This is a genomic window from Delftia lacustris (genome assembly GCF_040267515.1).
GTDB lineage: Bacteria > Pseudomonadota > Gammaproteobacteria > Burkholderiales > Burkholderiaceae_C > Comamonas > Comamonas tsuruhatensis.
This window is the reverse complement of sequence record NZ_CP141274.1, coordinates 5374592-5391499: the sequence shown is the minus strand read 5'-3', so window position 1 is coordinate 5391499 and position 16908 is coordinate 5374592. Positions and strand designations below refer to the sequence as shown.

General features: G+C 66.6%; 19 protein-coding genes and 1 tRNA gene. 7 read left to right on the top strand and 13 right to left on the bottom strand.

All coding sequences use genetic code 11. From position 1 onward, the window contains the following. Positions 1 to 103: 103 nt before the first annotated feature. Together U6958_RS26115 and U6958_RS26110 are read right to left on the bottom strand one after the other, a co-directional pair. Entirely contained in the window at positions 104 to 850 is a 747-nt protein-coding gene (locus tag U6958_RS26115) for an LrgB family protein (RefSeq protein WP_016448958.1), read from the bottom strand. Further along, positions 847 to 1206, bottom strand: a complete 360-nt coding sequence (locus tag U6958_RS26110) for a CidA/LrgA family protein (protein ID WP_074921596.1) — start codon at positions 1204 to 1206, stop codon at positions 847 to 849. Before U6958_RS26110 ends, U6958_RS26115 begins: the two co-directional genes overlap by 4 nt. A gap of 252 nt (positions 1207 to 1458) precedes the next feature. Between U6958_RS26110 and U6958_RS26105 the strand changes: the two genes are divergently transcribed. Further along, positions 1459 to 1680, top strand: coding sequence for a hypothetical protein (locus U6958_RS26105; RefSeq protein WP_016452574.1), 222 nt, complete (start codon positions 1459 to 1461; stop codon positions 1678 to 1680). 638 nt (positions 1681 to 2318) lie between these two features. Here the strand turns inward: U6958_RS26105 and U6958_RS26100 are convergent. Continuing rightward, a tRNA-Leu gene (locus U6958_RS26100) sits at positions 2319 to 2403 on the bottom strand. A 39-nt stretch (positions 2404 to 2442) separates the two neighbouring features. On the opposite strand from U6958_RS26100, the gene cysM reads away from it, so the two are divergent. From cysM to U6958_RS26085, 3 genes are all read left to right on the top strand, one after another. Next, positions 2443 to 3348 carry a cysteine synthase CysM gene (cysM, locus tag U6958_RS26095; RefSeq protein WP_017407070.1) on the top strand — a complete coding sequence of 302 codons (906 nt, stop codon included), beginning with the start codon at positions 2443 to 2445 and terminating at the stop codon, positions 3346 to 3348. Between the two features lie 77 nt (positions 3349 to 3425). After that, complete coding sequence (locus U6958_RS26090) at positions 3426 to 4028, top strand: NUDIX domain-containing protein (protein ID WP_016452506.1); 603 nt, start codon at positions 3426 to 3428, stop codon at positions 4026 to 4028. A gap of 26 nt (positions 4029 to 4054) precedes the next feature. Then, complete coding sequence (locus U6958_RS26085) at positions 4055 to 4282, top strand: sulfurtransferase TusA family protein (protein WP_012204137.1); 228 nt, start codon at positions 4055 to 4057, stop codon at positions 4280 to 4282. 85 nt (positions 4283 to 4367) lie between these two features. Here the strand turns inward: U6958_RS26085 and galU are convergent, their stop codons facing one another. The 3 genes from galU to U6958_RS26070 form a co-directional block, all read right to left on the bottom strand. Beyond that, entirely contained in the window at positions 4368 to 5255 is an 888-nt protein-coding gene (gene galU / locus U6958_RS26080; RefSeq protein ID WP_016448953.1) for a UTP--glucose-1-phosphate uridylyltransferase GalU, read from the bottom strand. 11 nt (positions 5256 to 5266) lie between these two features. Next, entirely contained in the window at positions 5267 to 8179 is a 2913-nt protein-coding gene (locus U6958_RS26075; protein ID WP_016448952.1) for a valine--tRNA ligase, read from the bottom strand. Positions 8180 to 8325: 146 nt separating this feature from the next. Beyond that, a complete protein-coding gene (locus U6958_RS26070) occupies positions 8326 to 8955 on the bottom strand; it encodes a VOC family protein (protein ID WP_012204140.1) in 630 nt (209 codons plus the stop codon). A 247-nt stretch (positions 8956 to 9202) separates the two neighbouring features. On the opposite strand from U6958_RS26070, the gene U6958_RS26065 reads away from it, so the two are divergent. After that, positions 9203 to 10096, top strand: a complete 894-nt coding sequence (locus U6958_RS26065) for a cation diffusion facilitator family transporter (protein ID WP_074921595.1) — start codon at positions 9203 to 9205, stop codon at positions 10094 to 10096. Between the two features lie 37 nt (positions 10097 to 10133). After that, entirely contained in the window at positions 10134 to 10382 is a 249-nt protein-coding gene (locus U6958_RS26060) for a DUF1272 domain-containing protein (protein WP_012204142.1), read from the top strand. Here the strand turns inward: U6958_RS26060 and U6958_RS26055 are convergent, their stop codons facing one another. The 3 genes from U6958_RS26055 to U6958_RS26045 are packed head-to-tail and all read right to left on the bottom strand — an operon-like array spanning position 10383 to position 11819. Continuing rightward, positions 10383 to 10787, bottom strand: coding sequence for a DUF2809 domain-containing protein (locus U6958_RS26055; RefSeq protein WP_074921594.1), 405 nt, complete (start codon positions 10785 to 10787; stop codon positions 10383 to 10385). It abuts the gene before it with no gap. A 20-nt stretch (positions 10788 to 10807) separates the two neighbouring features. After that, entirely contained in the window at positions 10808 to 11155 is a 348-nt protein-coding gene (locus U6958_RS26050) for an antibiotic biosynthesis monooxygenase (RefSeq protein WP_074921593.1), read from the bottom strand. 34 nt (positions 11156 to 11189) lie between these two features. Then, the gene (locus U6958_RS26045; RefSeq protein ID WP_074921592.1) at positions 11190 to 11819 is read right to left on the bottom strand and encodes an FMN-binding negative transcriptional regulator; all 630 of its coding nucleotides are present in this window, start codon (positions 11817 to 11819) and stop codon (positions 11190 to 11192) included. A gap of 100 nt (positions 11820 to 11919) precedes the next feature. On the opposite strand from U6958_RS26045, the gene U6958_RS26040 reads away from it, so the two are divergent. Then, on the top strand, positions 11920 to 13425 hold the full coding sequence (locus U6958_RS26040; RefSeq protein WP_074921691.1) for a PLP-dependent aminotransferase family protein: 1506 nt from the start codon (positions 11920 to 11922) through the stop codon (positions 13423 to 13425). Between the two features lie 64 nt (positions 13426 to 13489). On the opposite strand, the gene U6958_RS26035 is transcribed toward U6958_RS26040, so the two are convergent. The 4 genes from U6958_RS26035 to U6958_RS26020 all read right to left on the bottom strand — a co-directional run bounded on the left by U6958_RS26035 (position 13490) and on the right by U6958_RS26020 (position 16902). Next, positions 13490 to 14068 (bottom strand): YceI family protein, encoded by a 579-nt coding sequence (locus U6958_RS26035; RefSeq protein WP_016448945.1) that lies wholly within the window; start codon positions 14066 to 14068, stop codon positions 13490 to 13492. Between the two features lie 69 nt (positions 14069 to 14137). Continuing rightward, positions 14138 to 14710, bottom strand: coding sequence for a YceI family protein (locus tag U6958_RS26030; RefSeq protein ID WP_074921591.1), 573 nt, complete (start codon positions 14708 to 14710; stop codon positions 14138 to 14140). Between the two features lie 92 nt (positions 14711 to 14802). After that, entirely contained in the window at positions 14803 to 15396 is a 594-nt protein-coding gene (locus U6958_RS26025; RefSeq protein ID WP_074921590.1) for a cytochrome b, read from the bottom strand. A gap of 198 nt (positions 15397 to 15594) precedes the next feature. Then, a complete protein-coding gene (locus U6958_RS26020) occupies positions 15595 to 16902 on the bottom strand; it encodes a heme biosynthesis HemY N-terminal domain-containing protein (protein WP_074921589.1) in 1308 nt (435 codons plus the stop codon). Between the last annotated feature and the right edge of the window lie 6 nt (positions 16903 to 16908).

Here is a 16908-nt window from a genome sequence, read left to right as displayed (position 1 = left end):
GATTGTTCAACGATGACAGTCACTTAACTGACTTATCCTTGCTGCTGGCGGCGCTTGTCCACAGGCTTGTGGGGGTGTCTCTGGGGAAAACCCGTAATCGCGCTCAAAACCAGGGCAGCACGGCCAGGCACAGCGGCATGACCACGGCCGTGGCCACGCCGTTCAGGCCCATGGCCAGGGCCGAGAAGGCGCCCATGGTCGGATTCACCTGCAGCGCGCGTGCCGTGCCGATGGCGTGGGCCGTAAGTCCCAGGGCAAAACCCTGCACGGCCGGGTCATCGCTGCGCACCAGGCGGATCAGCAGCGGCGCCATCATCGTGCCCGCAATGCCGGTGATGGCCACGGCCACGGCCGCCAGCGAGGCCGGCCCGCCAAAGCGCTCGGCCATGGGCAGGGCGATGGGAATGGTGGCCGACTTGGGCGCCAGCGCCACCAGCGTCTGCACCGTCGCTCCCAGGCTCCAGCCGATCAGCAGTGCCGACAGCAACGCCACCACGCAGCCCACGGCCAGCGCCACGCTGATGGGCAGCCACAGCGCGCGGATGCGCTCGCGCTGGGCGTACAGCGGAATTGCCAGCGCGACGGTGGCCGGGCCGATCAGCAGTCCCAGCAGCGAGACGCCGCTGCGGTAGCTGGCATAGGAGGTGCCCGTGGCCAGCAGCACGCCCACGATGACGACGACGGCCGTGAACACGGGAATCAGGAGCGGATGGTTGCCGCTTCGGCGGTACAGCGCCATGGCCGCCAGGTAGACGGCCATGGTCAGCACCAGCCAGGGCAGGTGGGCGGTGGAGGCATTGCCGGACAGCGACTGCCAGGCGCTGTGCCAGTGGGTGGTGAGCGCGTTCATGCCTTGTCTCCCTGGCTGGCGGCCGCCTCGCGGGCGCGCTGGCGCTCCAGGCACCAGCGGAAGGTGAAGGCCGTGGCCAGGAAGGTAATGGCTGCACCCGCCACGCAGGCGATCACGAAGGGCTGCCATTCGCGCGACAGCCGGTCGAACTCCAGCATCACGCCTGCAATGACGGGAATGAACAGCAGCATCATGTTCTGCAGCAGCACGCCGGCGGCCTTCTCCAGCGACTCGGGCAGGCGGCCGTGCAGCAGCAGCGTGCCCATAAGCGCTCCCGGAAGCGGCAGCCCCGTGAGCTGGACGATGGCCTCTCCCAGCAACTGGAAGGCGAACAAGGCGGTGATGGCGTACAACATGAAAACCTGAATCCCTGGAGCAGATGGCAAGAGCGGAGAGCAGAGGGCGGCGGCAAGAGAGCGGGATGCCCGTTTCCCGGACAGGGCAGTGCCCTGGCACCTGTGGGACGCCGTCGCAAAGCGTGCCATCATCGCCCACATCGCGAAAAAAGGTGCGGACACCGATTGCGCGGCGTCCCGGCCAACGCTATGTTGGGACCCATGCCTTGGGCAGTGCCGGGGCATGAGACTTTGAATAGCGAAGGAGTAGCGATGGCCGAAACCACATATCACGCACCCGTGTACGAGCCGACGGTGGATGAACTCGAAGTGCTCAAGAAGCTGGAAATGGGCGAGCCCGTGTCGCTGGAAAGCGCGGCGCGCGAGCATCTGTCCAAGAGGCTGCGCGAGCGTGGACTGGTCGAAGTGGACAGCAGCCATCAATGGCACATCACGGCGGCGGGCCGCGCCCAGATCCGCCGCTCCGATGCCTGAGGCGCGGCGCGGCAGGTGACCCCGGTTTCAAGGGTTTTCCCTTGGATTCAGGGGCTGCCTGATTTGCAGGCAGCCTAGCTTGCGGCCAGTGAATGCAAGCACTTGGACGCCTCGTTCACTTGCTGTTCACTGAATATCCACAGGGTTGTTCAAGGGTTCTGTGGAGAAAAAAAGCCACCCCAGGGTGGCTTTTTTCATGGGCATCACCAGGCTTTTGCAGCGGGCGCACCGGGCTGGTGCCCGCGCCGGAAATTGGCTGCATGGCGATGGTGCAGATACCGGTTTTCAGAGGGAAGGTGCCGGATTTCGCGCACTGGGCAAGGCTTGGGGGCAGGCCGCGGTGGGGGCGATTCGGGGCGGGCTGGACATGCGCCTGATTGCAGTCCGTTTCCGCCTTGGCGGTGGCTTGATGCCAAAGTTGTACACAGGTTGGGCGGTATGCGGGTGAAAGCGCGCAGGGGCTATCCCGCCCAAGGCATGAGGACGCAGGATCTGGTCAGGCTGGAGGCCTTGAATTGCAGTGCAGCCGCTGAAAAGGGCTGGTGCAGGAAGGAGGGGTGTGCGGACACTGTGAAGACAGCGGCCGGAAAAGAAATAGCCGAAAAAGCAGCGGACTGCTTTTTCGGCTACGTAATCTCTGGTGCCCGGGGCCGGAATCGAACCGGCACGCCTTGCGGCGGGGGATTTTGAGTCCCCTGCGTCTACCAATTTCACCACCCGGGCTACTTAGCGCAGGGGCGAATTATGGCACAGTGTGAGGCTATGAAAATTTATCCGACCATCGAAGACGCCATCGGCCGCACGCCCCTGGTGGCATTGCAGCGCATCGGTGCGCAGTCTCGCCAGGAACGTGGCAACGTGGTGCTGGGCAAGCTGGAAGGCAACAATCCGGCCGGTTCGGTCAAGGACAGGCCGGCCCTGTCGATGATCCGCCGCGCCGAAGAGCGCGGCGACATCAAGCCCGGCGACACGCTGATCGAGGCCACCTCGGGCAATACCGGCATTGCGCTGGCCATGGCCGCCACGATCAAGGGCTACCGGATGGTGCTGATCATGCCCGAGGACCTGTCCATCGAGCGTGCCCAGACGATGAAGGCCTATGGCGCCGAGCTGATCCTCACGCCCAAGAGCGGCGGCATGGAATACGCGCGCGACCTGGCCGACCAGATGGTGGCCCAGGGCAAGGGCGTGGTGCTCGACCAGTTCGGCAACCCCGACAATCCGCGCATCCACTACGAGACCACGGGCCCCGAGCTGTGGGAGCAGACCGGCGGCGAGATCACGCATTTCGTGAGCGCCATGGGCACCACGGGCACGATCACCGGCGTGGCGAAGTTCCTCAAGGAAAAGAACCCTGCCATCCGCATCGTGGGCGCCCAGCCGGCCGAGGGCTCGCGCATCCCTGGCATCCGCAAGTGGCCCGAGGAATACATGCCCAAGATCTACGACGCCTCGCTGATCGACGAGACCGTGCTCGTGGGCCAGGACGATGCCGAGGACATGGCGCGCCGCCTGGCGCGCGAGGAAGGCATCTTTGCCGGCATCTCGGCTGCCGGCGCCTGCTGGGTGGCCCAGCAGATTGCCGAGCGCGAGAACAACGCCACCATCGTCTTCGTGGTCTGCGACCGCGGCGACCGCTATCTGTCCACGGGCGTCTTCCCCGCCTGATACAGCGACAGGCCCGCCTTCCGGCGGGCCTTCCTGTTTGCATTGAGCCAGGACAGCAAAAAACCAGGAACAGCCCCATGCACTATGAAACCCGCTATTGCACGCACTGCGCCACCCCCCTGCAGTGGGTGATCCAGGCCGAGGACGGCGGCGATGTATCGCGTCTGCGCTGCCCCGAGTGCGGCTGGACGCACTGGAACAATCCCACGCCCGTGCTGGCCGCCATCGTGGAGCTGGACGGCAAGGTGCTGCTGGCGCGCAATGCGGCCTGGCCCGAGAAGGTCTTCGGCCTGATCACGGGCTTCATGGAGGCCGGCGAGTCGCCCGAGGAGGGCGTGGCGCGCGAGGTGGCGGAGGAAACCGGCCTGAAGGCCGAGTCGCTGGAGCTGATCAGCGTGCATGAGTTCCTGCGCATGAACCAGGTGATCATCGCCTTCCATGTGCGCGCCAGCGGCCAGGTCCGGCTGTCGCCCGAGCTGCTGGAATACCGCCTGCTGGAGCCCGAGAAAGTCCAGGCCTGGCCTTCGGGCACGGGCATGGCGCTGGCCAAGTGGCTGCGCAGCCGGGGGCATGATCCTGTGATCCGTGACTTCTGGAAGCGTGCCGAGCAGGCCCAGGAGGCTGAAGCGAGTCGCGCCGATCAAGACACTGCTGCCGGCCTCAGCCGCGATGCCGCCTAGAATCCCAGGCTCAAGAGGTGCATCCGATGGAAATTCACAAGGAAATCGACACGCGCGGGCTCAACTGCCCGCTGCCCATTCTCAAGGCCAAGAAGGCGCTGGCCGAACTGGACAGCGGCCAGCTGCTCAAGGTGGTGGCCACGGATACCGGATCGCTGCGCGACTTCCAGGCCTTCGCCAAGCAGACCGGCAATGAACTGGTGGAGCAGCAGACCGTGGGCGCGGAGTTCATCCACATCCTGCGCCGGCGCTGAGCGGCTGCACGCGGCTCGCTCCAAAGAAAAAGGCCTGCTTTCGCAGGCCTTTTGCATGGGGCAGGGGCGGCTCTGAGGCCCGGCCTCAGATGCTCAGGCCCTGCAGGTATTCGCGGAAGCTCGCGCCCACGTCCTCGTGCTGCAGCGCCAGCTCCACCGTGGCCTGCAGAAAGCCTTCCTTGCTGCCGCAGTCGTAGCGCTTGCCCTGGTACTGGAAGGCGTAGACGGCTTCATGGGCCATCAGGCGTTCGATGGCGTCGGTCAGCTGGATCTCGCCGCCCACGCCCTTGGGCTGGTTGCGGATCTCCTCGAAGATGGCTGGTGTCAGCACATAGCGGCCGGCCACGCCCATGCGCGAAGGCGCCTTCTCGGGCGCGGGCTTTTCGACGATCTTCTCGATGCGCATCAGCGCGCCGCCGGCCGGCTCGCCGGCCACGATGCCGTAGCGCTTGGTCTGCTCCAGCGGCACTTCCTGCACGGCCAGCAGGGAGCGGCCCTGTTTCTGGAAAGCCGAGGTCATCTGGGCCATCACGCCCGGGCCGCCAGACTCGCCCACCATCAGGTCGTCGGCCAGCAGCACGGCAAAGGGCTCGTTGCCCACCAGCGGCTCGGCGCACAGCACGGCGTGGCCCAGGCCCAGGGAGCGCGGCTGGCGCACGAACAGGCAGTTCATGTCGGCGGGGCTGATGCTGCGCACCAGCTCCAGCATGGCCTGCTTGCCGGCGTTCTCCAGTTCGTTTTCCAGCTCGTAGGCGGTATCGAAATGGTCCTCGATGGCGCGCTTGCTGCGGCCGGTGACGAAGATCATGTCGCGGATGCCGGCCTCGTAGGCCTCTTCCACGGCGTACTGGATCAGCGGCTTGTCCACCACGGGCAGCATCTCCTTGGGAGAGGCCTTGGTGGCGGGCAGAAAGCGCGTGCCGAGCCCGGCAACGGGAAACACGGCTTTGCGGACACGGGTCTGGGTGCTCATAAACGGATCTTTCAACCCAGGCGGGCGAGTTGTTCCTGGATGCGGATCAGCGTTGCGCCGAAGTCGGCCACGCGCTTCTTTTCCTGGTCGATGACGGCCGGGGGTGCCTTGGCCACGAAGGCCTCGTTGCCCAGCTTGGCATTGGCCTTGGTGATTTCGCCTTCCAGGCGTGCGGCTTCCTTGGACAGGCGGGCCTTTTCGGCCGCCACGTCGATCTCCACGAACAGCGCCAGGCGCGCCTCGCCCACCACGCAGACGGGCGCGGCCTGGGCGGCCTCGGCCCAGGCGGCTTCGTCGTCGAACACCTTGACTTCGCTGAGCTTGGCCAGGTTCTGAAGCACGGCGGCGTTGGTGCGCAGGAACTGCGCCTCGTCGGCCGAGCTGGCCACGGCCAGCAGCGGCAGGCGCTGTGCGGGCGACACGCCCATCTCGCCGCGCAGCGTGCGGCAGGCGTCGATCATCTGCTTGATGCGGCCCACGTATGCGATGGCGGCTTCGTCGATCTTCTCGGGCTGGGCCTCGGGGTAGCGGGCCACGGCCACGGACTCGCCGGGCAGGCCGGCGACCGGGGCGACCTTCTGCCACAGGGCTTCGGTCACGAACGGGATGATGGGGTGGGCCAGGCGCAGGATGGCCTCCAGCGTGCGGATCAGCGTGCGGCGCGTGGCGCGCTGCTGGGCCTCGCTGCCGGTCTGGATCTGCACCTTGGCGATTTCCAGGTACCAGTCGCAGAACTCGTTCCAGACGAAGTCGTACAGCGCGTTGGCCACGTTGTCCAGGCGGAATTCGGCAAAGCCCTTGGCCACTTCGGCCTCGACCTTCTGCAGCTGCGAGGTGATCCAGCGGTCGGGCTGGCTGAACTGCATGTAGCCCGCGAACTCGCCGCCGGCCTGGCATTGCTCCTTGGTGTGGGGCAGCAGGCCGCAGTCATGGCCTTCGCAGTTCATCAGCACGAAGCGGCTGGCGTTCCACAGTTTGTTGCAGAAGTTGCGGTAGCCCTCGCAGCGCTTGCTGTCGAAGTTGATGGAGCGGCCCAGCGAGGCCAGGGCCGCGAAGGTGAAGCGCAGCGCGTCGGCGCCGTAGGCGGGAATGCCCTCGGGGAATTCCTTTTGCGTGTTCTTGCGCACCTGGGGGGCGGTCTCGGGGCGGCGCAGGCCCTGGGTGCGCTTGTCCAGCAGGGTGTCCAGGTCGATGCCGTCGATCAGGTCCACGGGGTCGAGCACGTTGCCCTCGGACTTGCTCATCTTCTTGCCCTGGGCGTCACGCACCAGGCCATGCATGTAGACATGGCGGAAGGGCACGCGGCCCGTGAAGTGCGTGGTCATCATGATCATCCGGGCGACCCAGAAGAAGATGATGTCGTAGCCCGTGACCAGCACCGAGCTGGGCAGGTAGAGGTTGTAGTCATCGTCGGCCGCCTCGGTCTGGTTCGGCCAGCCCATGGTGGAGAACGGCACCAGGGCCGAGGAGTACCAGGTGTCCAGCACGTCCTCGTCGCGCGTGAGCGTCTTGCCGGGGGCCTGGGCCTGGGCTTCTTCCTCGGTGCGGGCCACGTAGACCTTGCCGTCCTCGTCGTACCAGGCGGGAATCTGGTGGCCCCACCACAGCTGGCGCGAGATGCACCAGTCCTGGATGTTGTTCATCCACTGGTTGTAGGTGTTGACCCAGTTCTCGGGCACGAACTGCACCTGGCCGCTGGAGACGGCATCGATGGCCTTCTGTGCGATGGACTTGCCGGTGGCATCGCCTTCGCCGACCTTGTTCATGGCCACGAACCACTGGTCGGTCAGCATGGGCTCGATCACCTGGCCCGTGCGCGTGCAGATGGGCACCATGAGCTTGTGCTTCTTGGTCTCGACCAGCAGGCCGGCCGCGTCCAGGTCGGCCACGATGGCCTTGCGCGCCACGAAGCGGTCCATGCCGCGGTACTTCTCGGGCGCCTCGTCGTTGATGGTGGCCGTCAGCGTCAGCACGCAGATCATCGGCAGGCCGTGGCGCTGGCCCACGGCGTAGTCGTTGTTGTCATGCGCGGGCGTGACCTTGACCACGCCCGTGCCGAACTCGCGGTCCACGTAGTCGTCGGCAATGATGGGGATCTCGCGGCCCACCAGGGGCAGGATCACGGTCTTGCCGATCAGCGCCTGGTAGCGCTCGTCCTCGGGGTGCACCATCAGGGCTGCGTCGCCCAACATGGTTTCCGGGCGCGTGGTGGCCACCACGAGCTGGCCCGAGCCGTCGGCCAGCGGGTAGGCGATGTGCCACAGCGAGCCGTCCTTTTCCTCGTTCTCGACCTCGAGGTCGGAGACGGCGGACATCAGCTTGGGGTCCCAGTTCACCAGGCGCTTGCCACGGTAGATCAGGCCCTGCTGGTACAGGCGCACGAAGGTCTCGTTGACGATGGACGACAGCTTGTCGTCCATGGTGAAGTACTCGCGGCTCCAGTCCACGCTGTCGCCCATGCGGCGCATCTGGCCGGTGATGGTGTTGCCGCTCTGGTTCTTCCACTCCCAGACCTTGCTCACGAAGTTCTTGCGCGCCTCGGGAGGCGTCGAGCCCATGTCGTGGCGGCTGGCAATGCCCTGCTCCTGCAGCTGGCGCTCCACCACGATCTGGGTGGCGATGCCCGCGTGGTCGGTGCCGGGAACCCAGACCGTGTTGTGGCCCTTCATGCGGTGGTAGCGCGTGAGGCTGTCCATGATGGTCTGGTTGAACGCATGGCCCATGTGCAGCGTGCCCGTCACATTGGGCGGTGGCAGCTGGATGGAGAACGATGGCTGGGATGCATCTGCCTGGCCCGTGCCGCGCACGCCGGCTGCGCCGTAGCCGCGCTTTTCCCATTCGGGGCCCCATTGGGCCTCGATGGCTGCGGGTTCAAACGATTTGGACAGGCTGTCGAGGCCTGGCTGGGCAATGGTGTCGCTCATGGCTTGCTTGCGGGGAATTGTGCGAATGGCGTTTGGCAAATGAAAACGGCATCCGTTGAAGGGATGCCGTCTGCATATGCGAAATGGATGACGGTTTGACGGGGATTCTACCGACCCCGTCCGCCTGCCTGTTCGCCGGGTCTTATTCAGGCCGCTGCGTCGGGGACGAACTCGGGCCGGTCGTTGCTCTGGGGCTTGAGCGGCTGCGCCGCCTTGCCTTCGGCGCGTTCCTTGCGCCATTGCTCCTTGCGTGCCGTCCACTCGTTCAGGCGGGCGTGGGCGGTGGTGCTTTCGCGCGCCATCTGCACTTCGTCGGCCAGCTGGGCCGACAGCTCCAGGCGGATGCCGTTGGGATCGAAGAAATAGATGCTCTTGAAGATGTGGTGGTCGGTCACGCCCAGCACCTCGATGCCATGCGCCACCAGGCGGGCCTTGGTGTTCTCCAGTTCCTCGACGGTGTCCACGCGGAAGGCGATGTGGTTGATCCACAGCGGCGTGTTGGGCGAGGGCAGGGCCTTTTCGTCGTCGCCGATGTCGAAGAAGGCGATGAACGACCCATCCTTCAGGCGGAAGAAGAAGTGCGTGTAGGGGCAGTACTCGCCCGTGCTGGGCACGTAGTCGCTCTGGATGATGTGGTAGAGCGGCAGGCCCAGGATGTCCTCGTAGAAGTGGCGGGTCTCCTCGGCATCGCGGGCCTTGTAGGCGTAGTGGTGCAGCTGCTGCACGGCGGCGGGCGGTGGCAGTGTGGACAGGTCGGGACGGGCGCTTGTGTTCATCGAATGTCTCCTTGGTGGATGTCTTGATTCTACTATTCGTAATCAATTTACCTAAATGAAATGTTGCGATGGATGCAGGGATATGCGCGCTGCGGTGTCCGGGCCACCTGCGGTGCCGAGTTGCCGCCAGCACTTGACCTTCAAGTCACTTCACGCTTTCTCATCGAGGTCCGATCCCCCCGCTTGCCATGGTCGCCATGGATGCGGCGGCCCTCTGTTCACAACCGTTTTCAAGTCAAGGAACCTCATGAGCGACAGCCATCAGCACGGCGACGTGCGCGCCCTGCCGGAATCCCGTCTCTGGTTTGCCTTCGGATTGACCGGCACCTTCATGGTGGTGGAGATCATCGGCGGCATGGTCACGGGCAGCCTGGCCCTGATCTCCGACGCCATGCACATGCTGACCGACGCGATGGCGCTGCTGCTGGCCCTGGTGGCCATACGCGCCGGCCGCAAGGCAGCCGACCTGCTGCGCACCTACGGCTATGCGCGCTTCGAGATCCTGGCCGCCGCCGTCAACGCACTGGTGCTGCTGGGAGTGGCCTTCTACATCCTGTATGAGGCCTACCGCCGCCTGTCGGCACCTGCGGAAATCCAGTCCCTGGGCATGATGGCGGTGGCGGCCGCGGGCCTGGTGATCAATCTGATCTCCATGCGCCTGCTGTCGGGCGGCAAGGACGAGAGCCTGAACGTGAAGGGCGCGTACCTGGAGGTATGGGCTGACATGCTGGGCTCGATCGGCGTGCTCGCCGGTGCTGCGCTGATCTGGCTGACGGGCTGGCGGTGGATCGACTCGGCGGTGGCCGTGGGCATCGGCTTCATGGTGTTCCCGCGGACGTGGACCCTGTTGCGCGAGTGCATCAACATCCTGCTGGAAGGCGTGCCCTCGGGGATGAGCCTGCAGGCGGTGCGCGAGACGATTGCGGGCACGGCAGGCGTGGCAGCGATCCACGATGTCCACCTGTGGGCGGTCACGCAGAGCAAGCCCATGCTGACCGGCCATGTGGTGCTGCTGCCCGGCGCGGACGGCGAGCAGGTGCGTCGCGATATCGAGGACAGGCTGCAGGCCGGCTTCGACCTGCACCATACGACGCTGCAGATGGAGCGCGAGGACCGCTCCCCGGCAGAGCACATCCACTAGGATGCCAGTCTTCATGGGCCACACCCGGAGTGCACCGATGCTTGAGCTTCGACCCAACTGCGAATGCTGCGACAAGGACCTGCCGCCAGAGTCTGCCGAGGCCCGCATCTGCACCTTCGAGTGCACGTTCTGTGCCGGCTGTGCGGATCATGTGCTGCACGGCGCCTGCCCCAACTGCGGTGGCGAGCTGGTGGCCAGGCCGCGCCGGCCGGCGGACAAGCTGGAGCGGTATCCGGCCTCGACGAAGCGGGTGCTCAAGGCCGGTGGCTGCGCTGTACGGGCCTGATCAGAGCACAGGCCTGGCTCTGCGGCCACGGAACGCAGCCTCCACCACCAGCACGGCTGCAAAACCCATCGCATAGGCCAGCACATCCCACCAGTCGGCCGTGCTGCCCAGCACGATGCGCAAGGCGCGGTTGGGAATGTGCAACTGGAAGGTCGATGCCAGGAACTGGCCTAGCTCCACCAGCAGGCCCACGCACAGTGCGGCCGATGCCAGCGTCAGCACGCGCGCGGCGATCACGGTCTTGAACACGGCATAGACCCAGGCCACGGCCAACACGTCGCCGAAGAAGCTGCGCACCCAGCCCCAGCGTGCGCCGACGGTGGCCAGCAGCACGAGCAGCACAAACAGGGCCACCGCCCACACCAGGGAAACAGGATCAAAACGCCATCGCATGGCCGCCATCATCGGGCCAAAAGCGGGTCCGGTCAGCGAGCCGGGTGCGCAGTGCCTTGCGCAGCGGTGGTCAGCGGGTGCGCTATCCCGCCATCGCCGTAGCTGCCCACCACCTGGGCGATCACCACCTGGTAGCCCTTGAGCCAGCGCGCCTGCTGCCGCTTGGCCTCGATATGCGCAGGGTGGCGCATCAGCTCTTGCAGCGCCTCCCAGGTCTGCCAGTAGTAGACGTTGGAGACCAGGCCTGTGGCGGGGTTCTCCCAGGCCTCTTCGCCCAGGTAGCCGGGGATGGCGCGGGCGATCGCGGCGATCCGGCCGTCAAGGGCATGGAACTGCGCGTCGTATTCGCCCGGCGCGAAAGTGAAGGTGGAGGTGTACATCGGTGGGTGGCAACCTGTGTGAGGGTGGCTGGCGCTAGATGCGCGGCGCCGCATCCATGGCGCTGGCCAGCGGCTCCTGTCCGCGCTCGCGCAGCGCGCCGATGGCGCCTTCCAGGTCGCGGGCCTGCCGGTTCTGGCTGAGCTTGGCCTTGCCCTCCAGGCGGGTGATGCGGATCTGCAGGCCGACGATGGCCTGCAGCATGCCGTCGATGAATTCACGCGGCGAGTCGGACATCTTCCAGGGCTGGGCGTGCGATGCCTCATGGACCCGGGTGAGCCGGCCGACCAGGCCGCGCACGAATCTCTCGTCGTCATGGATGCTGATTTGCCCGTGCACATGCACGGCCTCGTAGTTCCAGGTGGGCACCAGGCGGTGCGTCTCGTGCTTGCTTGGATACCAGCTGGGCGAGATATAGCCTTGGGCACCACGGAAGATGACCAGCACCTCGGCGCCGTCGCGGCACTGCTGCCAGATGGGATTGGCGCGGGCCACATGGGCGCTCAGCGTGCCCATCTCCCCTGGGGCCGCATCCAGCAGGAACGGCAGGTGGTTGGCGTCCAGCACGCCGTTGGCCTGGGTGACGAGCGTGCCCAGGGGGTGGCTGCGGATCAGGCCGTGCAGGCTGCCGGAATCGGTGAGGGAGAAATGGGCGGGCGTGTACATGGAGCTTGGTGCAACGGTGGACCGGCATCGGGGGAAACAGGACTATCCACCATCCCTGGCACAATGAAAAATCCAGTTTCGTGATTTTTTGGAAGACCAGTTGAAATCCCATTTCGCCGCCAATGCCGGGGCTGCGCCCAGCGCCCGCCGCATCCACGAATGGCTGAAATCCCAGATGGCCGACGGCAGCCTGGCCGTGGGCGCGCGCCTGCCTTCCACCCGCGCGCTGGCGCTGGACCTGGGTGTGTCGCGCACCACCGTCACGGCGGCCTACGAGCAGCTTGCGGCCGAGGGCTATCTGGAGACTGCACAGGGCGCCCGGGCGCGCGTGGCAGCTGGCGCGGAGCAGCGCAGCCGCGCGCCCCGCATTGCGGCTGCGGCGCAGGATTGCCGATCCCGCCTGTCTTCCTATGGACGGCGCGTGGATGCGCTGGCGCAGGCCCAGCCCGCTCGCGCCGGGGATGAAGGGCCTGCCGTGATCGACTTTCTGTACGGCGCCCTGGCCTTTGATGACTTTCCCACGCTGGCCTGGCGGCGTGCCTACAACCGCGCCATCGTGCAGCGCCAGTCTTCCCTGTCCTACGACGCGCCCGAAGGCGAGCCGGCGCTGCGCATGGCGCTGCAAGGCTATCTGCGAAGGGCGCGGGGGCTTGTCTGTTCGGCCGATCAGATCGTGGTGGTGCAGGGCTCGCAGCAGGCCATCGACCTGTGCGCGCGCGTGCTGGTCGATCCGGGCGAGACCGTGCTGATGGAAGAGCCCTGCTACCTGATGGCGCGCCGCGTGTTCGAGGCCCAGGGCGCATGCCTGCAGGAAATGGCCGTCGATGAACAGGGCCTGGATACCTCGGCGCTGTCCGGGCGCCAGGCGCGGCTCGCCTATGTCACGCCCTCGCACCAGTTTCCGCTGGGCGGCGTGCTGCCCATAGGCCGCAGGCAGCAGCTGCTGGCTTGGGCGCGCGCCACGGGTGCCTGGATTCTGGAAGACGACTACGACGGCGAATTCCGCTACGGGCTGCGCCCCATCGACGCCCTGCAGTCCATTGACGAGGTGGGTTGCGTCATCCATGTCGGCACCTTCTCCAAGGCCTTGTCCCCACAAATGCGCATGGGCTACCTGGTGCTGCCGCCGTCCCTGGTGCCCGTGTTCCGGGAAGCCCGGCGGCTGGCCGACCGGCATGCGCCGCGCCTGGACCAGCTGGTGCTGGCCGCGCTGATCGACGACGGCAGCTACGAGCGCCATGTGCGCGCTGCCCGCCGTCGCAACGAAGGCCGGCGGGCGGCATTGCTGCAGGCGCTGGAGCGGCACCTGCCGGGCGCGGTGCAGGTCGAAGGCTCGGCCTCCGGCCTGCATGTGGTGGCCTGGGTGCCTGCCGTGCATCAGCGCGATGAGATTGCCCTGGTGCGGTTGGCGCGAGAGCGCGGCGTGGGCGTTCGCCCCATCTCGCCGCTCTATGCGGCCGGTGATGCCCATCGCCGCCAGTCCTGCGCCGGGCTGGTCCTGGGTTATGCGAGCCTGCAGCCGCAGGCCATCGAGCAAGGGGTGCGCAGGCTGGCGGGCGTGGTCAGTCAGTGGCAGACCCAATCCGCAACGCAAAAAAGCCCGTGACCGGGGTGCCGGTTCACGGGCCTTGGGTGCCGACGCCCCTAAAGGCGCTTTGCCCAGCGCGGTCTTACTGCTGCTTGACCGCTTCAATGGACATCACCAGGCGCACTTGCTTGGGGAAGCCGTAGTCCACGCCGTAGTTCACGCCGAAGGCGGTGCGGTCGATCACGGCCTCGAAGTCGCCGCCGCAGGTCTCGCGCTTTTGCAGCATGGCGTTGGGGTAGCAGGTGAACTTGTTGGCCTTGATGGTCACGGGCTGGGTCTTGTCCAGGATGGTCAGCTGGCCGGTGACTTCCTTGAGCTTGTCGCCGTCGAAGACGAACTTGTCGGAGACGAACTTGGCCTGGGGGAACTTGGCCACGTTGAAGATGTCGGCGCTCTTGAGGTGCTTGTCGAAGGCGGCGGTGCCCGAGCTCAGCGAGTCCATTTCCAGCACGACTTCGACCTTGCCGGCCTTGGCGTCACGGTCGAATTCCACGGTGCCGCTCTTCTTGTCGAAGCGCACGCGGTTGGTCGAGGCACCGTTGTGGTCGATCTCGAACGTGGCGAAGGTGTGCGTCGGGTCGATGGCGTAGGTTGCGGGAGCCGCCTGGGCAGCGGTGGCGAACAGGCCGGCAATGGCCAGGGCAAACACGGAAGTGCGCATGAAAGAACTCCTAGGTTGGGGTTGCACGAAACGGAAAAGAAAACGGCCAATCCTGGGCAAGAGTGCCGCTTACAGCTTGCCCACGCCGGTCAGGACCAGCTTGAATTGCACCTGTACCTCGTCGGCCACCATGGAGGTATCGCCCCATTCGCCTTCGCCGATCTTGAACTGCAGGCGCTTGAGCGGCAGCGTGCCGGTGGCCGTGGTCGTGGTACCGGACTGTGCCAGTTGCACGGGAATGCTCACGTTCTGGACCTGGCCCTTGATGCTGAGCTTGCCGTCCACCTGGTACTTGCCGCCGCCCAGCGCCTTGACGGCCGTGGAGTCGAAGACGGCCTGCGGGAATTTGGCGACGTTGAACCAATCGGCCTTGGGCAGCTCGGCGTCGGTTTCCTTGGCGCCCATGGTGGCGCTGCCGGTGTCCACGGTGAAGCGGATCTTGCTGGTGTCGGGCTTGGCCGTGTCGAACTGGACCTGGGCGTCGAATTTCTTGAAGTGGCCCTGCAGGGGCACGCCCATCTGCTTGGCCGTGAAGTTCACGGCGCTCTGGGCGGGAACGAGCTTTTGCTCGGCCAGGGCCGCCTGGGAGGTCAGGGCCGCAGCGGCCAGGGCAATGGTGGTCAGCGTGGCGGAAAAGCGCATGGCAGGACTCCTTTGGGGGTCGGGAAACATTCGATCGGGGATGGCTGGGGCGCGCGCAGCGCGGTGCGCAGGCCCTGGCTGGGGGAGAAAACTCAGGCGCGGCCCGGCAGCATGCGGGAGATGAGGCCGTCGCGGTCGATGAACTGGTGCTTGAGGGCGGCGCCCACATGCATGGCGATCAGCGCGACCAGGGCCCAGGCCGCCCAGCCGTGCAGGGGCTTGAGGGTTTCGGCCAGCTCGGGGCTTGCGCTCACGAAGTCGGGCAGGGGCAGCACGCCGAGGAAGACGATGGGAAAGCCGGCCGCCGAGCTGTAGGCCCAGCCCAGCAGGGGCACGGCAAAGAACAGCAGGTAAATGGCGTGGTGGGTGCCGTTGTGGGCCCAGTGCTGCCATTGGGGCATGGCGCGGGCCACGGCGGCGGGCAGTTCGGGCGGGCGATGGGTGATGCGCCAGACCAGGCGCAGCAGGCTCAGCGTCAACAGCGTGACGCCCAGCCACTTGTGCCAGTTGTAGAGCTTCAGGCGCGAGGGCGAGAACGGCAGGCCTGTCATGTACCAGCCCAGGGCCAGGGCGGCGATCAGGCCCAGGGCCAGCAGCCAGTGGGCAGCCATGGCCACGCCGTTGTAGCGCGTGGCTTTGGAGGAGGATTTTGCTGGCGCGTTGGCGCGGGCTGAGGACTCTGTCATGGATGGCGGCAGGCTTTGGAACCGTTCAGGGCCCCTGCAAAGGGGCCCTGGATGGCAAGAAAGGGTGCGGTGCGCTCTGCGTGGACTTCGTGCACTGCGGACAACGTGCAGTGTAGGAAGCGGCAAATCCAAAAGAGTTCAGCGGTATTGACGGCTCGATTCAAAAAAGATGAAGGCTCGCCGTGCCGCGCGGAGGGCTCAGGGCCGGGTCGGATCGGCGGGCAGCACGACCACGGCCTGCGCTGCCTGCTTCCAGGCGGCAGCCGCTGCATCGGCATCGCCGCGGTGCTCGGCCATCAGGGCCAGGCGCTGCCAGGCGCGGGTGCGCAGTGCGCTTTCCTGCAGGTGGGGGGCTGCGCGCAGCAACAGCTGCTGGGCCTTGCCCCAGAGCTGGCGCTGCACGCATGCCATGCCGGCCAGGTATTGCAGGCGGGCTTCGCGCGGATGGGCGTTGCTGGCCGCCTCGATGCGAGCCAGCCAGGCGCCGTCCAGGCCGTCCAGGCAGGGCTCCAGCACCTGGACCAGACGCGGCAGGTGGGATTCTCTGCGCGGGCCTGCGTGGGACAGCAGGCGCTCCCACACGGGCAGCAGCCAGGCACGGCCCTGGGCGGCCTCGCCGCCCAGGGCCATGAGGCGCGATGCGGCCGGCAGCGCAATCTCGGGCATGGCGCGCTCTTCCGTGTCCAGCGACAGCCAGAAGTGCTGCAGCTGCGTGGTGTCGCGTGCCTCGTTGATGCTCTCCAGTACCAGGCCGCGCACCACGCTGGCGGCGGCCGCGGGCGAGAAGGCGCGGTGCTTGGCCAGCAGGCGCGCCGTGTCCAGCGCCGTCGATGTCTGGCCTGCCAGGCGCGATGCCTTCAGGCGGATGCGCAGCGCGATCGTGCGGCGTGCCGCGCCCTGTGGCAGTTCGGCCAGGCGGCGCAGCGCGTCGGATGCGTCGCGGTCGTCCAGGGCCCAGCGTGCCGCGCGCATCTGTGCGCCTTCGCGCATTTCCTGCTCCTGGGCGTTGCCCTGGGCCGGTGCGTTGGCCAGAACCTCACGCCAATGGTGGTCGCGCTGCTGGCGGTCCTGCAGTGCATGGGAGGCATCGGCGGCCACCATGTGGGCGGCGGCGCGCAGCCGCATGCCGTGCGGCACGGCGGCATGGGTCTCGGCCAGGGACTCTTCCATGGCCAGGGCCGCCAGCGCGGACTTGCGTGCGCGCAGGAAGCGGCCGGCCTGCTGGTGCGACAGGGCTTCCAGCAGGCTGTGGTGCATGGCGCGCTCTTTCTGCTGGCTGCGCCAGCGCCGCGCCTGGTGCGGCATCTGCAGCAGCGCGGCCAGCGCGCGCAGCGCGGCATACAGCAGCACGAAGGCCAGCACGATGATGGCAATGGCCAGGTTCAGTGACAGGTCCAGGCGGTAGGGCGCCCAGAACAGGGTCACCGTGCCCTGGTTGGAGCCCGCGAACAAGGCGGCCGCAACGGCCATGCCGAACAAACCGATCAACCACAGTGCAGCGCGCATTCGTCT

Bases quoted from the DNA above. Each gene is read 5' to 3' on its own strand.
- U6958_RS26115 (WP_016448958.1), bottom strand. From the start codon at position 850: ATGAACGCGCTCACCACCCACTGGCACAGCGCCTGGCAGTCGCTGTCC.
- U6958_RS26110 (WP_074921596.1), bottom strand. From the start codon at position 1,206: ATGTTGTACGCCATCACCGCCTTGTTCGCCTTCCAGTTGCTGGGAGAG.
- U6958_RS26105 (WP_016452574.1), top strand. From the start codon at position 1,459: ATGGCCGAAACCACATATCACGCACCCGTGTACGAGCCGACGGTGGAT.
- cysM (WP_017407070.1), top strand. From the start codon at position 2,443: ATGAAAATTTATCCGACCATCGAAGACGCCATCGGCCGCACGCCCCTG.
- U6958_RS26090 (WP_016452506.1), top strand. From the start codon at position 3,426: ATGCACTATGAAACCCGCTATTGCACGCACTGCGCCACCCCCCTGCAG.
- U6958_RS26085 (WP_012204137.1), top strand. From the start codon at position 4,055: ATGGAAATTCACAAGGAAATCGACACGCGCGGGCTCAACTGCCCGCTG.
- galU (WP_016448953.1), bottom strand. From the start codon at position 5,255: ATGAGCACCCAGACCCGTGTCCGCAAAGCCGTGTTTCCCGTTGCCGGG.
- U6958_RS26075 (WP_016448952.1), bottom strand. From the start codon at position 8,179: ATGAGCGACACCATTGCCCAGCCAGGCCTCGACAGCCTGTCCAAATCG.
- U6958_RS26070 (WP_012204140.1), bottom strand. From the start codon at position 8,955: ATGAACACAAGCGCCCGTCCCGACCTGTCCACACTGCCACCGCCCGCC.
- U6958_RS26065 (WP_074921595.1), top strand. From the start codon at position 9,203: ATGAGCGACAGCCATCAGCACGGCGACGTGCGCGCCCTGCCGGAATCC.
- U6958_RS26060 (WP_012204142.1), top strand. From the start codon at position 10,134: ATGCTTGAGCTTCGACCCAACTGCGAATGCTGCGACAAGGACCTGCCG.
- U6958_RS26055 (WP_074921594.1), bottom strand. From the start codon at position 10,787: ATGATGGCGGCCATGCGATGGCGTTTTGATCCTGTTTCCCTGGTGTGG.
- U6958_RS26050 (WP_074921593.1), bottom strand. From the start codon at position 11,155: ATGTACACCTCCACCTTCACTTTCGCGCCGGGCGAATACGACGCGCAG.
- U6958_RS26045 (WP_074921592.1), bottom strand. From the start codon at position 11,819: ATGTACACGCCCGCCCATTTCTCCCTCACCGATTCCGGCAGCCTGCAC.
- U6958_RS26035 (WP_016448945.1), bottom strand. From the start codon at position 14,068: ATGCGCACTTCCGTGTTTGCCCTGGCCATTGCCGGCCTGTTCGCCACC.
- U6958_RS26030 (WP_074921591.1), bottom strand. From the start codon at position 14,710: ATGCGCTTTTCCGCCACGCTGACCACCATTGCCCTGGCCGCTGCGGCC.
- U6958_RS26025 (WP_074921590.1), bottom strand. From the start codon at position 15,396: ATGACAGAGTCCTCAGCCCGCGCCAACGCGCCAGCAAAATCCTCCTCC.
- U6958_RS26020 (WP_074921589.1), bottom strand. From the start codon at position 16,902: ATGCGCGCTGCACTGTGGTTGATCGGTTTGTTCGGCATGGCCGTTGCG.